A 17,172-nucleotide genomic window follows, 5' to 3' on the forward strand; every position below is an offset into this window, starting at 1 on the left:
GCGCAGGGCGGCGTCGTGGACGCGCTTCGCCTCGATTCCGACGACGGAACGACGCCGCCCGTAGGCGAAGTACACGGCGAGCCCGATCGCAAGCCAGACCGCGAACCGCACCCAGGTCAGCGTCGTGAGGTTGAGCATCAGCCAGAAGCAGAGCACCGCCGAGAGAATGGGCAGGTAGGGCGAGAACGGTACCGAAAAGGCCCGCTTGAGGTCGGGCCGCTTCTTGCGCAGCACGATCACGGCGATGCTGACCAGCACGAACGCGGAAAGCGTGCCGATGTTGATCATCTCCTCGAGTACGCCGACGTCGGTGAACCCGGCGATCAGGGCGACCGCGGTGCCGGCGATGATCTGCACCCGGGCCGGCGTGCCCCGCTTGGCCGAGGTGACGCTCAGGCTACGTGGCAGAAGACCATCGCGGCTCATCGCGAAGAGAACCCGGGACAGGCCGAGCAGCAGCACCATGATGACGGTGGTCAGGCCGACCAGGATGCCGACGGAGATGACCTGCGCGGCCCAGCCGGCGCCGACGGCGATGAAGGCCGTGGCGAGCGAGGCGTTCGGGTCGTCGGCGAGCACGGTGTACGGCACCATTCCGGTGAGGACCAGGCTGACACCGAGGTAGAGCACGGTCACGATGGCCAGGCCGGCGAAGATGCCGCGCGGCAGGGTCTTCTGCGGGTTCTTGACCTCTTCGGCGCTCGTGGCGACCACGTCGAAGCCGATGAAGGCGAAGAAGACGAGCGAGGCGCCGGCGAGCAGGCCGAAGATCCCGTACTGGGCCGGGTGCGCGCCGGTCATGAAGGAGAACAGGGACTGCATCCAGACGTCCCCGTCACCACCGGTGCTGGGGACGGCGTCCGGGATGAAGGGGGTGTAGTTCTCCGGCTTGATGTAGAAGGCGCCGACGACGATGACGAAGAGCACGATCGCGACCTTGAGGATCGTGAATACGCTGGCGACCCGCGCGGACAGCTTGGTGCCCACCACGAGCAGCGTCGTGAAGATGGCCACGATCACGAAGGCACCCCAGCTCACCTGGAGCCCGAAGACCGGGATCGTGGCGGGGACATCCCAGTTCGCCAGTTCGAAGACCTTGCTGAGGTAGATGCCCCAGTACTTCGCGATCACGGCGCCGGCGGTGAGCATCTCGAGGATGAGGTCCCAGCCGATGATCCAGGCCAGCAGCTCGCCGAGGGTGGCGTAGGTGAACGTGTAGGCGGAACCGGCGACCGGAACGGCGGAGGCGAACTCGGCGTAACACATGATCGCGAGCGCGCAGGTGATGGCGGCGAGCAGGAAACCGAGGGTGACGGATGGTCCGGCGTAGCTGCCGGCCGCCTTCGCGCCGACGGAGAAGATTCCGGCACCGACCGCGACGGCCACTCCCATGATCATGAGGTCCCAGGTGCCGAGCGTTCGCTTGAGGCTGTGGCCCGTCTCGTGGGAGTCGGCCATGGAGGCCTCAATGCTTTTGGTGCGCCAGAGGCTCATAGCGAGGTGGTGTCCGTTCCGTTGGGTACCGGTCCATGTTATTGCCCCGCGACCCCCGTCCGAGTGCCGCACCCGCCCAGCGGTCATTGCGGCACTGGGGTTCCGTGGCGGGGATGCCCCGCGCCATCCGCGGTCGACCCGACGCCGGGCACGCAAAACGGGCCGCCACCCGAAGGTGACGGCCCGTCGTCGAAGCTCTTTCGAGCTCAGAAGTCTTCTGTCGAACGTGCCTTAGCGGCGCAGTCCGAGGCTCTCGATCAGCTTGCGGTAGCGGCTGATGTCGATGTCGGACAGGTAACCGAGCAGACGGCGACGCTGACCAACCATGAGAAGCAGGCCACGACGCGAGTGGTGGTCGTGCTTGTGCTCCTTGAGGTGCTCCGTGAGGTCCAGGATGCGCTGCGTGAGCATGGCAATCTGAACTTCGGGGGAACCCGTGTCGCCTGGGTGGGTAGCGTACTTTTCGATGATCGCCTTCTTAGCATTAGCTTCGAGTGCCATAGATGGGATCCCCTTTCTCTCACTGCGCGGTGCCCGGGGCCGAATGCCTGGGCTCTCTTGATCCGCGGCCGTCAAACGGCAACCCACCGAGTTTAGCAGAGTCGCGGCGGCCCGAAGGGCGCGGGGCGAAGGGCGCGGGGCGAACCCGGCGGTCAGAGCACCGTGAAGCCGGCCGGCAGGGGGCCGCGGCCGGTGGCGGAGAGCAGCAGGGTCGCGGCGAGCCCCTTCTCGACCGCGAGGTCACCGAGCAGGCGCAGGCCGGAGGCTGCCGCGGCATCCGGAACCGAGGCCGGCACGCCGAGGGCCGCGGCCAGGTCGCAGGTGTGCACGGTGAGTTCGAACGTGCGGGTGGACAGGTAGTCGGCCAGGCGCATGCCGCCGACGGGCGTGGCCACGAGGTCACCCGGTTTCGCCGCGCGGATCCGAGCCGCGACCCGGGTGGCAATGACCGCGACGGCGCCGGCGGGGTCGGTGCCGAGGTCCCGCCCGGCCGCACGCCCCCGCTCGGCCACTTTCGATGGCTCCCCCAGCGACGCCATCGCGAGGCGGTAGTACTGGGCGGGCGAGGTCACCGTCACCGGCGGCGGCACCGCGGCGCCCGCGGCCAGGTAAGCCTCCACGGTCAGCAGGGCCCGGCTGGTGTGCCCGATCAGGTCACGCACGGACCATTCGCCGAGCGCCGGCCGGTCCCCCTCGGCGTCGACGGCCCGGGCGACGGCGGCAAACCAGCGCGCCGCGGCGATGAAGGCGGCACGGTCCTCGCTCCAGGCCGTCATGCGCCGGCCGGTTTCCGGCGGAACGGCAGCGGCGCCCGGCGGATGAGCGATTCGTCGGGCCCATCCCACACCTTCACGATCGACCAGGTGACCGCGACGAGCGGAACGGCGAGCACGGCCCCCGCGATCCCCCCGAGGATGGTGCCCGCGGTGAGGGCGACGAGGATGACCAGGGGGTGCAGCCTGAGCGATTGCGCCATCACGAGCGGGTTGAGCAGGTCACCTTCGAGCTGGTTGACCAGGATGACGATCGCCACCACGATCAGCGCGACGACGGGTCCGTTGGCTACGAGTGCGACGAGAGCGGCGAGGATGCCGGCCACGGTCGCCCCGATCAGCGGCACGAAAGCGGTGAGGAAGACGATCACGGCCAGTGGCAGCGCCAGCGGCACCTGCAGGATCGCCAGCCCGGCGCCAATGAAGACCGCGTCGAACAGGGCAATGATCGCCGTGCCGCGCACGTAGTCCCCGAGTACCCGCGGCGCGATGGCGCCGATCCGGTCTGCCCGCTCGCGGCGGGCGCCGCCGAAGGGGCGAAGCGCGAAGGCCCAGATGGCCGGTCCGTCCTTGAGGAAGAAGAACAGGATCACCACGACCAGCAGGATGCCGGTGATCACCTCCGCCGCCACGGAGACCCCCGCGATCGCTCCGGTTCCGAACTGGCTGCTGGTCACGAAGCCCACCAGGGCCGCCCTGGCCGCCTCGAACTGCGCGGAGTCGAAGGACAGTGGGCCGTCGACGAGGTATCCCTGCAGTTCGTCGAGCCCATCGGAGGCCGACGTTGCCAGGGCATCCCATTGGTTGCGCACCGCGAACACGATCAGGGTGACGATGCCGCCGAGCAGCAGGATCCCCGCGAGCAGGGTGATCCAGGTGGCGAGCACCGCGGGCAACCCGCGCCTCAGCAGCCAACCGACGACCGGACGCAGAGCCGCCGCCAGGATCAGCGCCACGAGCAGGGGGATGACCACGAGCTTCACCTGCACGAGCGCGAACACCACGGCAGAGCCGAGCACCACGACCACGATGACCTGCGCGCAACGGATGGCCACCCGGCCGAGGCGGTCGGTGAGCAGGGAACGGAGCGGGTCCCGCCCATTGGTAAGGTCTGCGCGCATGTCTCCACCATAATCACGCGGGCAAATGTTGCACCCTCCCGCACGGACTCTCGCTGAAGTGCGGAGAGTGCGCCTTCGTCGTGTGGTCGAAGGCGCACTCTCCGCAAGTCAACGGGCTATGGCGCGGGGGCGGGGGTCGGGACCGGGAAGCGGTCGAGGAGTTCGCCGATCCGGGTCTTGCAGCCGCCGCAACCGGTTCCGGCCCTGGTGGCTGCACCGATGCAGGTGACCGTCGCGTTGCCGGCGGCCGCGGCATCCGTGATCGCGCCGACGCTGACCCCGTTGCACCAGCACACCGTCGTCTCGCGGGCGAAGGCGTCTCCGCCCGCACCGGGCACGTCGTCCGGCCCGTCGAAGCGCAACAGCACCGAGCGGTCTGCGGGCAATTCACTGCCGCGCTCGAAGAGGAGCGTGAGTTCGGCGCCCGTGCGCGGCATCCCGACGCAGACGAAGCCGGTGAGGATGCCGCTCCGGGTCACCATTTTGACGTAGCGACCGTGCTCAGGGTCCGCCCACTGCGACACGCTGACCGGGGCGGTCGCGCAGCCGTCGGCGTGACTGCCCGGTTCGCTGTCCCACGGGTCAGCCGCGGTGTCACCGGCCGCGACGACGTCGACCCCCTCGGCCTTGAGCATCACCACGGCCGTCGCCGGTGCGAGGAGGTCGCCGGCCCGCCCGGCAGCGAACTCGTTCGGCGCGGGCGCCCCGCCGGAGCCCGCAGCGGTGAGGCGGGCCGTGAAGTCGGCGGCGAGCCGGTCCGCCTGGCGCCAGCCCGGCCCGATCAGGCCGGTCGGGCCCCCGGTCGGGCGCGCGGCCCCGGCACCCGGTGCCGGTGGCGCCGCGACGTGGGCGCAGTCGCCGATCGCGTGGATGCGGGGATCCGCCCAGCTCCGCAGCGACCCGTCGACGAGGATGCCCGTGGAGACGGGAAGGCCGGCGAGGTGGGCGAGTTCGGTGCGGGCTCCGGTGCCGCAGGAGAGCACGAGCAGGTCACCGCCGATCTGCTTGCCGTCGGCGCAGATGAGGGCGTCGAAGCGCTGGACGGCGTCGTCATCGAGGCGGAACAACACGCTCTCGGCGCGGGAGTGATTGACCATGGTGACCCCGGCGGCCCGTGCGGCGCGGGCGAGCACGGTGCCGCCGCCTCGATCGAGGTTGCGGTTCATCGGGATCTCACCGTGGTGGACCACACAGACTTCGGCGCCGCCCCTGGCCGCGGCGAGCGCGAGCTCCATGCCGAGCACTCCGGCGCCGAGCACGACGATCCGGCCGCCGGCGCGCACCGCTCCGCGCACGGTGCGCGCGTCGTCCAGATCGCGGAGCGCGACGACGCCGCGGGGCAGCGTGGCCTCATTCGAGTCGAGGGTTGCGGCATCCTGCGGCGGCATCATCAGATTGCGGCGCACCCGGGCGACGCCGGCCAGGGTCGGCACATTGGCCCTGGCTCCGGTGGCGAGGACGAGCCTGTCCCAGGCCAGTTCGGCACCGGTGCCGAGGGTGACCGTGCTTCTCGTCCGGCTGATCGCGGTCACGCTCGTGCCGGTGAGGATGCTGACCCCCGTCGCTCGCGCGGCCGCGGTGTCGGTCACCTCCAGAGCCTCACGCCCGGCATGCCCGACGGCATAGTCGGCGATGAGCACCCGGTTGTAGGCGTCGGCGGTCTCTGCGCCCACCACGGTGAGCGTGGCGAGGCCGGCGCGCACGACGGGCAGCAGCTCCTCGACGAACCGGGCACCGACGGGCCCGTAGCCGACCAGCACGATGCGCTCGGGGATCGGCCCCGGCCGCGACTCAGACCCGGGCTCAGGCATCTGCTCCTCGTTCCTCGCCCGCGAGTGCGCGCACTCGCACGGTCGTGCGTTTGAATTCCGGCATCCCGGAGACCGGGTCGGTGACGTCGTCGGTGAGCCGGTTGGCGCTCTGCTCGCCGGGGAAGTGGAACGGCAGGAATACCGTGTCGTGCCGAATGGAGAGGGTGACCTCGGCCCGGCAGCGCACCACCCCGCGAGAGTTGGTCACGTCCACCCAGCCGCCGTCTGCGACGCCGAGCTGCGCGGCGGTGGCCGGGTGCAGCTGCAGGCGGGCCTCGGGCCGGGCCAGGGCCAGCTCCGGAACCCGGCGGGTTTGCGCGCCCGACTGGTAGTGCTCGAGCAGGCGCCCGGTGATCAGGGTGAGGATTCCGCGCTGCTGGGCGGGGGCATCCGCGACGCGCGCGCGCACCGGGAACATCCGGGCTCGGCCGTCGGCATGCTGGAAGCGGTCCCGGAAGAGCCGCGGCGTGCCGGTCGACCCGGCCGGGTATGGCCAGTAGGCCGCCTGCCCCTCGTCGAGCAGGCCATAGCTGAGTCCGGAGTAGTCGGCAGGTCCGCCGGCGGAGGCGCGGGCGAGTTCGTCGAATACCTCGGCGGGGTCGGTGCTGTAGCGGGACGGGGCGTCGAGTCGGCGGGCGAGTTCCTGGAAAATCCAGAGTTCGCTGCGCACCCCGGCCGGGGCGGCGACCGCGGTGCGGCGACGGATGACGCGCCCCTCGAGCGAGGTCATCGTGCCGTCTTCCTCCGCCCACTGGGTGACCGGCAGCACGACATCGGCGAGCGCGGCCGTCTCGGAGAAGAAGAAGTCGCAGACCACGAGAAAATCGAGGGCGGCGAGTCCGGCGCGCACCCGGTCGGCATTCGGGGCCGAGACGACGACGTTGGCCCCGTGCACGAGCAGGGTGCGGATGCCGCCCGACTCGCCCATCGAGGCGAGCAGTTCGACGGCGGGGAGGCCTGCCCCGGGAATACTGTCGGGGTGCACTTCCCAGACCCCGGCGACGTGCGCCCGCGCGGCCGGGTCGGTGATCTTGCGATAGCCGGGCAGCTGGTCGCATTTCTGGCCGTGTTCACGGCCGCCCTGCCCGTTGCCCTGGCCGGTCAGCGTGCCGTAGCCGGAATGGTCGGTGCCGACGAGGCCGAGGATGAGGCTGAGGTTGATCGCGGCGGTCGCGGTGTCGGTGCCGTCGGCGTGCTGTTCGACGCCGCGTCCGGTCAGGATGTAGGTGCCCCGGCCGGACGCCAGTCGACGGGCCAGGTCACGCAGCTGCTGGGTGGGCACGCCGGTCTGCGCCTGCACCCGCTCCGGCCACCACTGGCCGACGCTGCGCCGCAGCTCGTCGAAGCCGATCGTGCGGGAGTCGATGTAGTCCTGGTCGACGAGCTTCTCGGCGATGACGATGTTGATCAGCCCGAGCAGCAGCACGAGGTCGCTGCCCGGCGTCGGCTGCACGTGGCTTCCGGCTCCGTTCTCGGTGAGCCTGGCCGTGGCGGTGCGGCGCGGGTCGACGACGATCAGACCGCCGGCGGCGCGGGCGCCGTCGAGGTGCCCGATGAAGGGCGGCATGGTCTGGGCCGGATTGGAGCCGAGGATGAGGATGGTCGCGGCGGCGTCGAGGTCCTCGACCGGGAACGGCAGGCCCCGGTCGAGGCCGAATGCCCGGTTGCCGGCCGCCGCGGCGGAGGACATGCAGAACCGCCCGTTGTAGTCGATCCGGCTCGTGCCGAGGGCGAGCCTGGCGAACTTGCCGAGCTGGTAGGCCTTCTCGTTGGTGAGCCCGCCGCCGCCGAAGACGCCGACCGAGTCGGCGCCGTGCTCGGCCCGGCCGCCGGCCAGCCGCTCCGCGATCAGGTTGAGCGCCATGTCCCAGGCTGCGGGGGCGAAGCTGCCGTCCGGCTGGCGCAGCATCGGCTCGAGGATGCGATCGGGCGAGTTGATGAGCTCGGCGGCTGTCCAGCCCTTCTTGCACAGGCCGCCCCGGTTGGTCGGGAACGCGCGCCCGGCTAGGGCCACCCGCGCGCCGCGTCCCGGGGTCGCGGCCTCAGTCTGGGTCAGGGCCATCGCGCACTGGAGCGCGCAGTACGGGCAATGGGTGGCGGTGGTCTCGGTCACGGGGTTCCTCCAACGGTAGTGGGGCGGCGGTCGAGCCTGTCGAGACCCGGTGGTCGAGCCCGGTGGTCGAGCCTGTCGAGACCCGGTGGTCGAGCCTGTCGAGACCCGGTGGTCGAGCCTGTCGAGACCCGGTGGTCGAGCCTGTCGAGACCCGGTGCGGATTTCGACAGGCTCAATCACCGCGGCGGGGGCTCACTCACCGCGGCGGCGGCTCACTCACCGCGGCTCAAATGCGGTGCCCGCCGACCGATGAGCCACGGCGCAGGTAGACGAAGGCCGTGATCGCCATCATCACGACGTAGACGCCGACGAAACCGTAGATCGCACTGGTGTAATCACCGGTCGCGGTCTTGGACAGGCCGAGCACCTGCGGGATGATGAAGCCGCCATAGGCGCCGACCGCGGAGATGACGCCGAGGGCCGCCGCGGTCTTGCGCTGGGTGCCGACGTCGCCGGAATCGCGGTGGGCATCCGTGACACCGCTGCGAGCCGCGAACACGCTGGGGATCATCCGGTAGGTGGAGCCGTTCCCGACGCCGCTGGCGACGAAGATGACCAGGAACGAGGCCAGGAAGGCCCAGAAGTTGCCGAGCGTGAGCGTCCAGATCACGAGGAGCGCGCCGACGGCCATGGTTCCGAACGCGGCGACCGTGATCAGGGCACCGCCGAACCGGTCGGCGAGGCGGCCGCCGGCCGGACGGGCGAGGGACCCGACGAGGGCGCCGAGGAACGCGAGCGAGAGCGAGGCGGAGCCGACGGCGAAGCTGGAGAAGGTGGGGAACTGGTCGGCGATGAGCTTGGGGAACACGCTCGCGAACCCGATGAAGGAGCCGAAGGTGCCGATGTAGAGCACGGCGAGGATCCACAGGTGCGGTTCCCGCACGGCCGCGGCGGACGCGGCGAAGTCGGCCTTCGCGTTGGAGAGGTTGTCCATGTACTTCCACGCTCCCCAGATGGCGACGAGGATGAACGGCACCCAGATGAACCCGGCGAACGGCAGGTTGAGGCTGCCGACGGCGCCGAGCGTGATCACGATCGGTACGGCGAACTGGGCGACCGAAGCGCCGAGGTTGCCGCCGGCGGCGTTCAGGCCGAGCGCCCAGCCCTTCTGGCTCTGCGGGTAGAAGTAGGTGATGTTCGACATCGAGCTGGCGAAGTTGCCGCCGCCGAACCCGGCGAGCGCCGCGATGAGGAGCATGGCCGGGAACGGGGTCTCCGGGTTGCCGACCGCGACGCCGAGCGCGATCGCGGGGATCAGGAGCAGGGCGGCCGAGATCATGGTCCAGTTGCGGCCGCCGAAGCGGGGCACGAGGAACGTGTAAGGCAGACGGAGGGTGGCACCGACGAGGCTCGGCATCGAGATCAGCCAGAAGATCTGGCCGGTGTCGAAGGTGAACCCGGCGGCCGGGAGCTGCACGACCACGATGCTCCAGAGCTGCCAGACGACGAAGCCGAGGAACTCGGCGAAGATCGACCATTTGAGGTTGCGGGCGGCGATGGCCCGTCCCCCGCCCTCCCACTGCACGTGGTTCTCCGGGTTCCAGTTGTCGATCCAACGGCCGGGCCGGTGCCCGAGCGCGTCGTGGGCGGGGTGCAGGCCGATCGCCGTTTGGATGGTGCTTTCGGGGGGTGTGCTGCTGGGGCTCATCAGTTGCTCCTGGGAGGGTGAGGAAGGGGACGAAGGGGAAGGGACACTCAGGGGAAAGCCATGGGGACGAGCGGTGCCGGTCAGCCCGCCGGGTCGGCAGCCAGCCGCACCTGCACCAGGCCGGCGTCGACCCGCACGGGGAAGGTGCGCAGCGCGTACTCGGCCGAGGTGAAGCACCGGCCGGTCTCGAGGTCGTAGACCTGCTTGTGCAGGGGCGAGGCGATCGTGTGCCGGTCCCCCCTCGATCCGACGATGCCGCGGCTCATCACGAACGAGCCGGTGGCCGGGTCCTGATTGCTGACCGCGTACAGGTGGCCGTGCGGCAGCAACACGAGAGCGAGTTGTTGCCCGTCGACCAGGGCGGCCTCGCCCCAGAGGGGTTCGAGCTGCTCGAGGGCGCAGACGCTGGTCCAGGCCTGGTGGTTCGTTTCCCCGGCGACGGATGCGTCGGGACGGTTGATCCGGGTGGCTATCGACACGGGGTACCAGACCTTTCTTGGCTTGTCGGTAGCCCCACGCTAAAGATCACGTGTTTCGCCGCCCCGCACCCACCGTGTCGATTGCGTGAAATGGACCTCACCGCTCCCGGATGCCGCCGTGAGGTCGCGGTCACACATTGTTACGTCGGCGCAATGGCGGGGAAACGCGCCGCTTTTAGGCTGGCGGCATCCCAACCCGGAAGGCTCAGCCATGGAAAACGTCAGCAGCACTCCCGCTGAGTCCGGCGCGGTCCGCCGGGTGCTCGTGATCGGCGGCGGCCCGGCCGCGCACCGGTTCGCCGAGGCGATGGCGGCCCGCGCCTCGTCCGGTCAGACCGGCTCGGCAGGCGCCCCCGGCAGCACCGTGACGGTAATCGGTTCGGAACCGCACCTTCCCTACGACCGGGTCGCGCTCTCCCGTCGGCTGGTCGACTCCGAGGACCTCACCCTGGGCGACCGCAGGCTGTGGGACTCCCCGGGCATCCGGTTCCGTGGCGAGCGCACGGTGACCGGGCTCGACCCCGTCGCGCGCACCGTGACCCTGGACGGCGGCGAAACCCTCGGCTACGACGAGCTCGTCTTCGCGACCGGCTCCGCGGCCAGCGTGCCGTCGATTCCCGGCGCCTCGGCCGGCCACGTCTACCGCACGATCGAGGACGTCGACTTCCTCACCGCAGAACTGGTGCGGCTTCGCGAACGGCTCGGCCGGCCCGCGAACGTCGTCGTCGTCGGCGGCGGGCTGCTCGGCCTCGAGGCGGCGGGTGGCCTGGCGCGGCTCGGCGGCCTGGCCACAATCGTGCACTCCGGCCGCTGGCTGATGAGCGCTCAGCTCGACGAGGGCGCCGGCCAGGCCCTCGGCCGGCTCATCCAGGCGCAGGGCATCAGCCTCGCCCTCGGCAACCGGCCGACCGAGATCCTCACCTCCCCGACCGGCCGCGTGCTCGGGGTCAGCCTCACCGACGGCACCGCACTGAACGCCGACCTCGTGGTCTTCTCCATCGGAATCACGCCCCGCGACGAGCTCGCCCGCCTGGCCGGGCTCGAACTGGGCCCGCGCGGCGGGATCGCGATCGGCGAGGATTGCGCGTCATCCGTCGCCGGGATCTGGGCCATCGGCGAGGTCGCCAGCATCGGCGGGGTCTGCGTCGGGCTGGTTGCGCCGGCCAACGCGATGGCCGAGGTGGTCGCCGACCGGTTGCACGGCGGGGCGGCGGTGTTCCCCGGCATCGACGATGCCACCAGGCTCAAGCTCTCCGGCGTCGAGGTCGCCAGCTTCGGCGACGCCCTCGCCGCAACACCGCATGCCCTCGAGGTCGTCTACGCCGACCCGGCCAGGGGGCTGTACCAGAAGATCGTCGTCACAAACGATGCCAAGACCCTGCTCGGTGGCATCTTCGTCGGAGACGCCGCACCGTACACCTCGCTGCGCCCCCTGCTCGGCCGGGAGCTTCCCGCCGAACCGGGCGCCTACCTCTCCGCCGCCGGCGCCGAACCGCCCGCGAACTCCGACCTGCCCGACGACGTGCAGCTGTGCTCGTGCAACAACGTCTCGGTCGGCGCCGTGCGCGCGGCCATCCGCGGCGATGAAGCGGCCGGCCACATCGAGGCCTGCACCGAGCTCGGACCGCTCAAGGCCTGCACCCGAGCGGGCACCCAGTGCGGGTCCTGCGTGCCCCTGGTCAAGAAGATCCTTGAGACCGAGCTGACCCGGGCCGGAATCGAGGTCTCCCGCGCCCTCTGCGAGCACATTCCGCAGAGCCGCAGCGAACTGTTCGAATCGGTGCGCATCCTGCAGCTGACCTCATTCGAGCAGATCATGGACCGGTTCGGCACCGGCCTCGGCTGCGACATCTGCAAGCCCGTGATCGCGTCGATCCTCGCCACCCAGACCTCCGGCTACATTCTCGACTCCGGCCGGGGGGCTCTGCAGGACACGAACGACCGGGCGCTGGCGAACATGCAGAAGGACGGCACCTACTCGGTGGTGCCCCGCATCCCCGGCGGAGAGATCACCCCCGCGAAGCTCAAGGTGATCGCCGAGGTCGCCGCGGACTTCAACCTCTACACGAAGATCACGGGCGGCCAGCGGATCGACCTGTTCGGGGCCAGGCTGGAGCAGCTGCCCGAGATCTGGAAGATCCTCGTCGACGCCGGGTTCGAGTCCGGGCAGGCCTACGGCAAGTCCCTCCGCACGGTGAAATCCTGCGTCGGCTCGACCTGGTGCCGGTTCGGCGTGCAGGACTCCGTGGCCATGGCGATCAACCTGGAGTTGCGCTACCGGGGGCTGCGCGCGCCGCACAAGTTCAAGCTCGGGGTGTCGGGCTGCGCCAGGGAATGCGCCGAGGCCCGCGGCAAGGATGTCGGCATCATCGCCACCGAGCTCGGCTGGAACCTCTACGTCGGCGGCAACGGCGGCTTCCAGCCGGCGCACGCCCAGCTGCTCGCCCAGGACCTCGACGACGACACCCTGGTGCGCTACATCGACCGCTATCTGATGTACTACATCCGCACCGGGGACCGCCTGCAGCGCACGGCCCGGTGGCAGGAAGACCTCGACGGCGGGCTCGACCACGTGCGCGATGTTGTAGTGCACGACTCGCTCGGCATCGCCGGCGAGCTGGAAGCGGCGATGCTCGAACACGTGGGCAACTACGAGGACGAGTGGGCAGCCACCCTCAAGGACCCGGAGCGGCTGCGCCGGTTCCGGTCATTCGTGAATGCCCCCGGCACCGGCGATCCCGCGATAGTGCAGGTGCAGGAGCGTGGCCAGCCGCGGCCGGCCCGCCCGGCTGAGCGCGCCGCGGCCGAACGAGCCCCGTCCGGGCCGGTACCGCTGGCCGGGCCGACCATCCCCGTGCGCCCGTCGGACGAAACGACCGACCTGCCCCGCGACCTCAGGATCGGAGCGTGAACATGGACATCAACCTCGATCTCGCCGGGCGCCGGGTGCTCGTCTTCGGCGAGGCCCGGCCGGCCAGGCGCGTCCTGGCCCGGTACCTCGCGGCCGGCGCCACCGTTTACCTCGCCAGGACCCCGGTCGACGGGCACACCCCCGACCGGCCGCACCCCCAGGTGCGTCCGGTCGAATACCCGCACTTCCCGCACGGCTGGCGTGACCTCGTCTCCGCCGTCGACCTGGTCGTTCTGGTCGAGGTCTCCCCCGCCACCGACGGCATCGTCTCCGACGCCTGCGCCAAAGCGAGGGGCTGGCTCGCGCGCGAACGGGCGGCCGCGGTGGCTCCCGTCGGCAAGGTCAGCCTGGTCGGCGGCGGGCCGGGCGACGTCGGCCTGCTCACCCTCGCCGCGAAGCGGGCGCTCCGGGACGCCGACGTGGTCTACTTCGACCGCCTCGGCCCGACCGATCTGCTCACGGACTGGTGCCCCGGCGCCGAACTCGTCGACGTCGGCAAGACACCCGGCCACCACGCCGTCGCCCAATCCGAGATCGAGCGGATGCTCGTCGCGAGCGCACGGGCCGGCCAGACCGTGGTCCGACTCAAGGGCGGTGATCCGTTCGTCTTCGGCCGCGGCGGCGAGGAGGTCATCGCCTGCCGCGTGGCCGGCATCCCGGTCACCGTCATCCCCGGGGTCACCAGCGCCATCTCTGTGCCCGCCGCCGCCGGCATCCCGGTCACCCACCGCGACGTGAGCCGCATCTTCACCGTGCTCTCCGGGCACGCCCCGCTCAGCGACGCCGAACTCGCGCACCTGGTCGGCCTCAACGGCACCCTCGTCGTGCTGATGGGCATCGGCACCCTGCAACATCTGGCTGCCGGCCTGGCCAGGCACGGGATGACGGCGGGAATGCCGGTTGCGATCATCGAACAGGGCTACTCCACCCGGCAACGCACGACCATCACCAGCCTGGCCGAGGTCGCCGCGGTGGCCGGCGCGCTCGGGGCCCGCTCGCCGGCTGTGCTGGTGATCGGCGAGGTCGTACGATTGGCGCAACAGGACGACACCGCCGCCGTGGAACTGATGCGGGGCGCCGCGGAACTCGCAGATCTTGGGTAGCCCGCCTGGCAGGTCCACCCAACCAAACGATGCCGGAGACACCATCAGCGACACGGGCCACGACACGACCCAGCCTGGGGTGCGCCCCGACCAGCTCGACGGCTTCCGGATCGCCGTCACCAGCGACCGGCGCTCCGAAGACCTCATCGCCGCCTTCGAGCGACGCGGGGCCGAGGTCATCCATGCCCCCGCAATCCGCATTGCCGCGACCAATGACGAGGCCAAGCTCACCGAGGACACCCGGCTGATCATCGACGCCCGGCCGGACGTGCTGCTCGCGACCACGTCCTACGGCATCCGCCGCTGGTTCGAGGCCGCGGATGCCGCCGGCCTCGGCCATGACCTCACCACCACCCTCGAGCACTCTCGAATTCTCGTGCGCGGCCCGAAGGCGCGCGGCGCGGTGCGGGCCGCGGGACTGGACGACTCCGGAATGAGTGACGAGGAGACCACCCGTTCCCTCGTGGACTATGTGCTCCGGGAGGACCCGGCCGGCACGACGGTTGCCGTGCAGCTGCACGGTTTCACCGACGAGCCCCAGCTCGACCGGCTGCGGGCGGCCGGCGCCACCGTGCTCACGGTCGCGCCGTACCGCTGGCTGCTCCCGGAGGACTCCGGTCGCGTGCTCAAACTGGTCGACCTGATCTGCACGGGCGCGGTCGACGCGGTCACGTTCACCAGTGCCCCCGCCGTCGAGGCCCTGTTCGGTGCCGCCGATGGGATCGGCCGTCTGGACGATCTGCTCGACGCCCTCAGCGAGACCGTCGTCGCCGCGGCCGTCGGCCCGGTGACGGCCGCCCCCCTCCGGGCCGCCGGAATCGAACCTCTGGTCCCCGATCGGTTCCGGATGGGCGCCCTGATCCGCCAGGTCTGCGACCACCTCGAGCAGCAGCGGGTGTTCAGGCTGGATACCCGGCACGGTCCCGTCGAGCTCCGCGGCCGGCTGTTCCGGCTGGGCGACGCCGAGGCGGTTCTCGCCCCCGGGTCCCTCACCCTGCTGCGGGCCCTGCTCGACCGGCGCGGCTCAGTCATCTCCCGATCCGAGCTCAGCGCGACCCTGCCCGACATCACCGACGACCACGCCGTCGACGTGGCGATCAGCCGGCTACGCCAGTCACTACCGGTGCCGGGCCTCGTCGCCACGGTGATCAAGCGTGGCTACCGCATCGACGTCTGAGGTCTGGCGCGCCGCGGGCTCCGCGGTCGTCTGCCCGGCGGTCGTCTGCCCGGCGGTCGTCTGCTCGGCGGTCGTCTGCTCGGTGAGGGCCTCGATCGTCTCCGACACGGCGCCGAGGGCGGCCTCGGCCTCCTCGGCGGCCGCGGCCGCTTCGGTCTGCTCAGACTGTGCCTCCTGCACGGTGTCGTCCGACTCCGCGCGGGCATGCTCCACCGGATGCTTGCGCCGCCACAGCTTCCACCGGCGCTGCTCGCCCTCGGAGAGCGCCGCGGTGATCCGCTCGTCCATCTGGTCACCGAAGTGATCGTCGAAGTTCTCTTCCAGGTGGGCGGTGACGTGCTTACCGATCCGCCGGGCGAGCTCCTCGCGCCGCTGGCGACGCTCGGCCAGAACGAGCACCTGGTGCTCCTCCTGCAGGGCCTTGTACGTCGCGACACACATGCCGATCATCACCACGCTGACCGGGATGGCGGTCAGGATGGCTCCGGTCTGCAGGGCGGCGAGGCCGCCCGCCAGCAGCAGTGCGATGGAGACGAGGCCGCCGAGACCGGCCCAGAGGATGCGGCTCCACTTCGGCGGATTGGTATCGCCGCCGGAAGCGAGCATATCGATGACGAGTGACCCGGAGTCGGCCGAGGTCACGAAGAAGATGGCGACCACGATCACGGCAATGACCGAGAGCACACCGCCGAACGGCAGCCCGGACAGGAAATCGAAGAGCACGTTCTCGGGGATGATGCCGACCGCGGGGTCGAACAGACCGCCGCCGCTGCCGTCCCAGGCCTGCTTGATGGCGCTGCCACCCATCACCGCGAACCACGCAAAGGTCACCAGCGTCGGCACCAACAGTACGCCGGCCACGAACTCGCGCACCGTGCGGCCACGGGAGATTCGGGCAATGAAGACGCCGACGAACGGCGCCCACGAGATCCACCAACCCCAGTAGAAAATGGTCCAGCCTCCCTGCCAGTCGAGGCCGGCCTGCCCGGTGAAGGAGCCCGCATCGAACGTGAGACCGACGACATCCTGGAGGTACCCGCCGATGGACTCGACGAAAACGCGGAGCAGGTAGAGCGTGGGGCCAAGAATCAGAACGGCGAAGAGCAGGAGACCGGCCATGCCCAGGTTGATGTTCGAGAGCCATTTGATGCCCTTGCCCACGCCGCTGACCACGGACGCCGTGGCAATCAGGGTGATGACAACGATGAGCACGACGAGGAGAGTGTTGTCGACCTTGTCCACGACGCCCAGGTGGTGCAGGCCGGCCGCGATCTGCTTCACGCCGAGGCCGAGGGAGGTGGCCACGCCGAAGAGCGTTCCGACGATTGCGGTCACGTCGATGACGTCGCCGAGGCGACCGCGCACCCGGTCGCCCAGGATCGGTTCCAGAGCCCAGCGGATCGAGACCGGCCGGCCCTTGCGGTGGATGGCATAGGCGAGCGACAGTCCGACGACGGCGTAGATCGCCCAGGCGTGGAAACCCCAGTGCAGGAAGGTCTGCGACATCGCCGCCGCGGCGAGGTCCTGGCTGCTGCCGGTGACGCCGGGCTTGGGGTCGGTGAAGTGGGTGAGCGGCTCTGCCGTTCCCCAGAACACGAGACCGATGCCCATCCCCGCGGCGAAGAGCATCGAGAACCACGACATCAGGCCGAACTCGGGAACGTCGTCGTCCTGGCCGAGCTTGATGTCGCCGAATCGGCTCATCCCCATCCAGGCGGCGAAGACGACGAAGGCACCCACAATCAGGAGGTAGTAGGGCCCCAGTCCCGCGACGACCCAGCCCTGGAGCAGAGCGAGGGTGTCGCCCGTCCTGGTCGGGAAAGCGATGGCGACCACGACGATGGCGAGAATGATGACGATCGCCGGATAGAAGACACGGGGGGCAGGTACGATCCTGGCCCGGGTGCTGTGCCGGGAGTGTTCTGGGGGTCGGGCGTCGGGGCTGTGCTGAGCAGTCTGTGGTGCGGTCACGGCGGTGCTTTCTGGATCGGGAGCAGGGAACGCCGTCATCGTGGCCGTGCAGGCGTCAATGAATCTCGGC

General features: G+C 70.4%; 12 protein-coding genes. 3 read left to right on the forward strand and 9 right to left on the reverse strand.

The window, feature by feature from the left end; all coding sequences use genetic code 11:
- From QMG61_RS03410 to nirD, 8 genes are all read right to left on the reverse strand, one after another.
- The coding region (locus QMG61_RS03410) for an amino acid permease (protein WP_283492938.1) at positions 1 to 1,494 on the reverse strand (1,494 nt) is incomplete at its 3' end.
- A gap of 231 nt (positions 1,495 to 1,725) precedes the next feature.
- Entirely contained in the window at positions 1,726 to 1,995 is a 270-nt protein-coding gene (rpsO, locus tag QMG61_RS03415) for a 30S ribosomal protein S15 (RefSeq protein ID WP_134510745.1), read from the reverse strand.
- A gap of 152 nt (positions 1,996 to 2,147) precedes the next feature.
- The gene (locus QMG61_RS03420; RefSeq protein WP_283492939.1) at positions 2,148 to 2,771 is read right to left on the reverse strand and encodes a maleylpyruvate isomerase N-terminal domain-containing protein; all 624 of its coding nucleotides are present in this window, start codon (positions 2,769 to 2,771) and stop codon (positions 2,148 to 2,150) included.
- Positions 2,768 to 3,889 (reverse strand): AI-2E family transporter, encoded by a 1,122-nt coding sequence (locus QMG61_RS03425; RefSeq protein WP_283492940.1) that lies wholly within the window; start codon positions 3,887 to 3,889, stop codon positions 2,768 to 2,770. Before QMG61_RS03425 ends, QMG61_RS03420 begins: the two co-directional genes overlap by 4 nt.
- A gap of 116 nt (positions 3,890 to 4,005) precedes the next feature.
- Entirely contained in the window at positions 4,006 to 5,700 is a 1,695-nt protein-coding gene (locus QMG61_RS03430) for an FAD-dependent oxidoreductase (protein ID WP_283492941.1), read from the reverse strand.
- Complete coding sequence (locus tag QMG61_RS03435) at positions 5,693 to 7,813, reverse strand: molybdopterin oxidoreductase family protein (RefSeq protein WP_283492942.1); 2,121 nt, start codon at positions 7,811 to 7,813, stop codon at positions 5,693 to 5,695. Before QMG61_RS03435 ends, QMG61_RS03430 begins: the two co-directional genes overlap by 8 nt.
- A gap of 226 nt (positions 7,814 to 8,039) precedes the next feature.
- Entirely contained in the window at positions 8,040 to 9,461 is a 1,422-nt protein-coding gene (locus QMG61_RS03440) for an MFS transporter (protein ID WP_283492943.1), read from the reverse strand.
- Positions 9,462 to 9,541: 80 nt separating this feature from the next.
- Positions 9,542 to 9,940: a nitrite reductase small subunit NirD gene (nirD, locus tag QMG61_RS03445; protein ID WP_502846998.1), complete on the reverse strand. Its 399-nt coding sequence runs from the start codon at positions 9,938 to 9,940 to the stop codon at positions 9,542 to 9,544.
- A gap of 211 nt (positions 9,941 to 10,151) precedes the next feature.
- On the opposite strand from nirD, the gene nirB reads away from it, so the two are divergent.
- From nirB to QMG61_RS03460, 3 genes are read left to right on the forward strand one after another with little or no spacing between them, the layout of a single operon-like run.
- Positions 10,152 to 12,851 (forward strand): nitrite reductase large subunit NirB, encoded by a 2,700-nt coding sequence (gene nirB / locus QMG61_RS03450; protein WP_283492944.1) that lies wholly within the window; start codon positions 10,152 to 10,154, stop codon positions 12,849 to 12,851.
- A 2-nt stretch (positions 12,852 to 12,853) separates the two neighbouring features.
- The gene (gene cobA / locus QMG61_RS03455; RefSeq protein ID WP_283493162.1) at positions 12,854 to 13,954 is read left to right on the forward strand and encodes a uroporphyrinogen-III C-methyltransferase; all 1,101 of its coding nucleotides are present in this window, start codon (positions 12,854 to 12,856) and stop codon (positions 13,952 to 13,954) included.
- Positions 13,947 to 15,131: a uroporphyrinogen-III synthase gene (locus tag QMG61_RS03460; RefSeq protein ID WP_283492945.1), complete on the forward strand. Its 1,185-nt coding sequence runs from the start codon at positions 13,947 to 13,949 to the stop codon at positions 15,129 to 15,131. Before cobA ends, QMG61_RS03460 begins: the two co-directional genes overlap by 8 nt.
- Here QMG61_RS03460 and QMG61_RS03465 read toward each other — a convergent pair.
- Complete coding sequence (locus QMG61_RS03465; protein WP_283492946.1) at positions 15,072 to 17,102, reverse strand: BCCT family transporter; 2,031 nt, start codon at positions 17,100 to 17,102, stop codon at positions 15,072 to 15,074. The two genes, QMG61_RS03460 and QMG61_RS03465, sit on opposite strands and share 60 nt — an antisense overlap.
- Between the last annotated feature and the right edge of the window lie 70 nt (positions 17,103 to 17,172).

It is taken from the genome of Cryobacterium sp. PH31-AA6 (genome assembly GCF_030063195.1).
Taxonomy (GTDB): Bacteria; Actinomycetota; Actinomycetes; order Actinomycetales; family Microbacteriaceae; genus Cryobacterium.

Bases quoted from the DNA above. Each gene is read 5' to 3' on its own strand.
- QMG61_RS03440 (WP_283492943.1), bottom strand. From the start codon at position 9,461: ATGAGCCCCAGCAGCACACCCCCCGAAAGCACCATCCAAACGGCGATC.
- QMG61_RS03425 (WP_283492940.1), bottom strand. From the start codon at position 3,889: ATGCGCGCAGACCTTACCAATGGGCGGGACCCGCTCCGTTCCCTGCTC.
- cobA (WP_283493162.1), top strand. From the start codon at position 12,854: ATGGACATCAACCTCGATCTCGCCGGGCGCCGGGTGCTCGTCTTCGGC.
- rpsO (WP_134510745.1), bottom strand. From the start codon at position 1,995: ATGGCACTCGAAGCTAATGCTAAGAAGGCGATCATCGAAAAGTACGCT.
- QMG61_RS03420 (WP_283492939.1), bottom strand. From the start codon at position 2,771: ATGACGGCCTGGAGCGAGGACCGTGCCGCCTTCATCGCCGCGGCGCGC.
- QMG61_RS03430 (WP_283492941.1), bottom strand. From the start codon at position 5,700: ATGCCTGAGCCCGGGTCTGAGTCGCGGCCGGGGCCGATCCCCGAGCGC.
- nirB (WP_283492944.1), top strand. From the start codon at position 10,152: ATGGAAAACGTCAGCAGCACTCCCGCTGAGTCCGGCGCGGTCCGCCGG.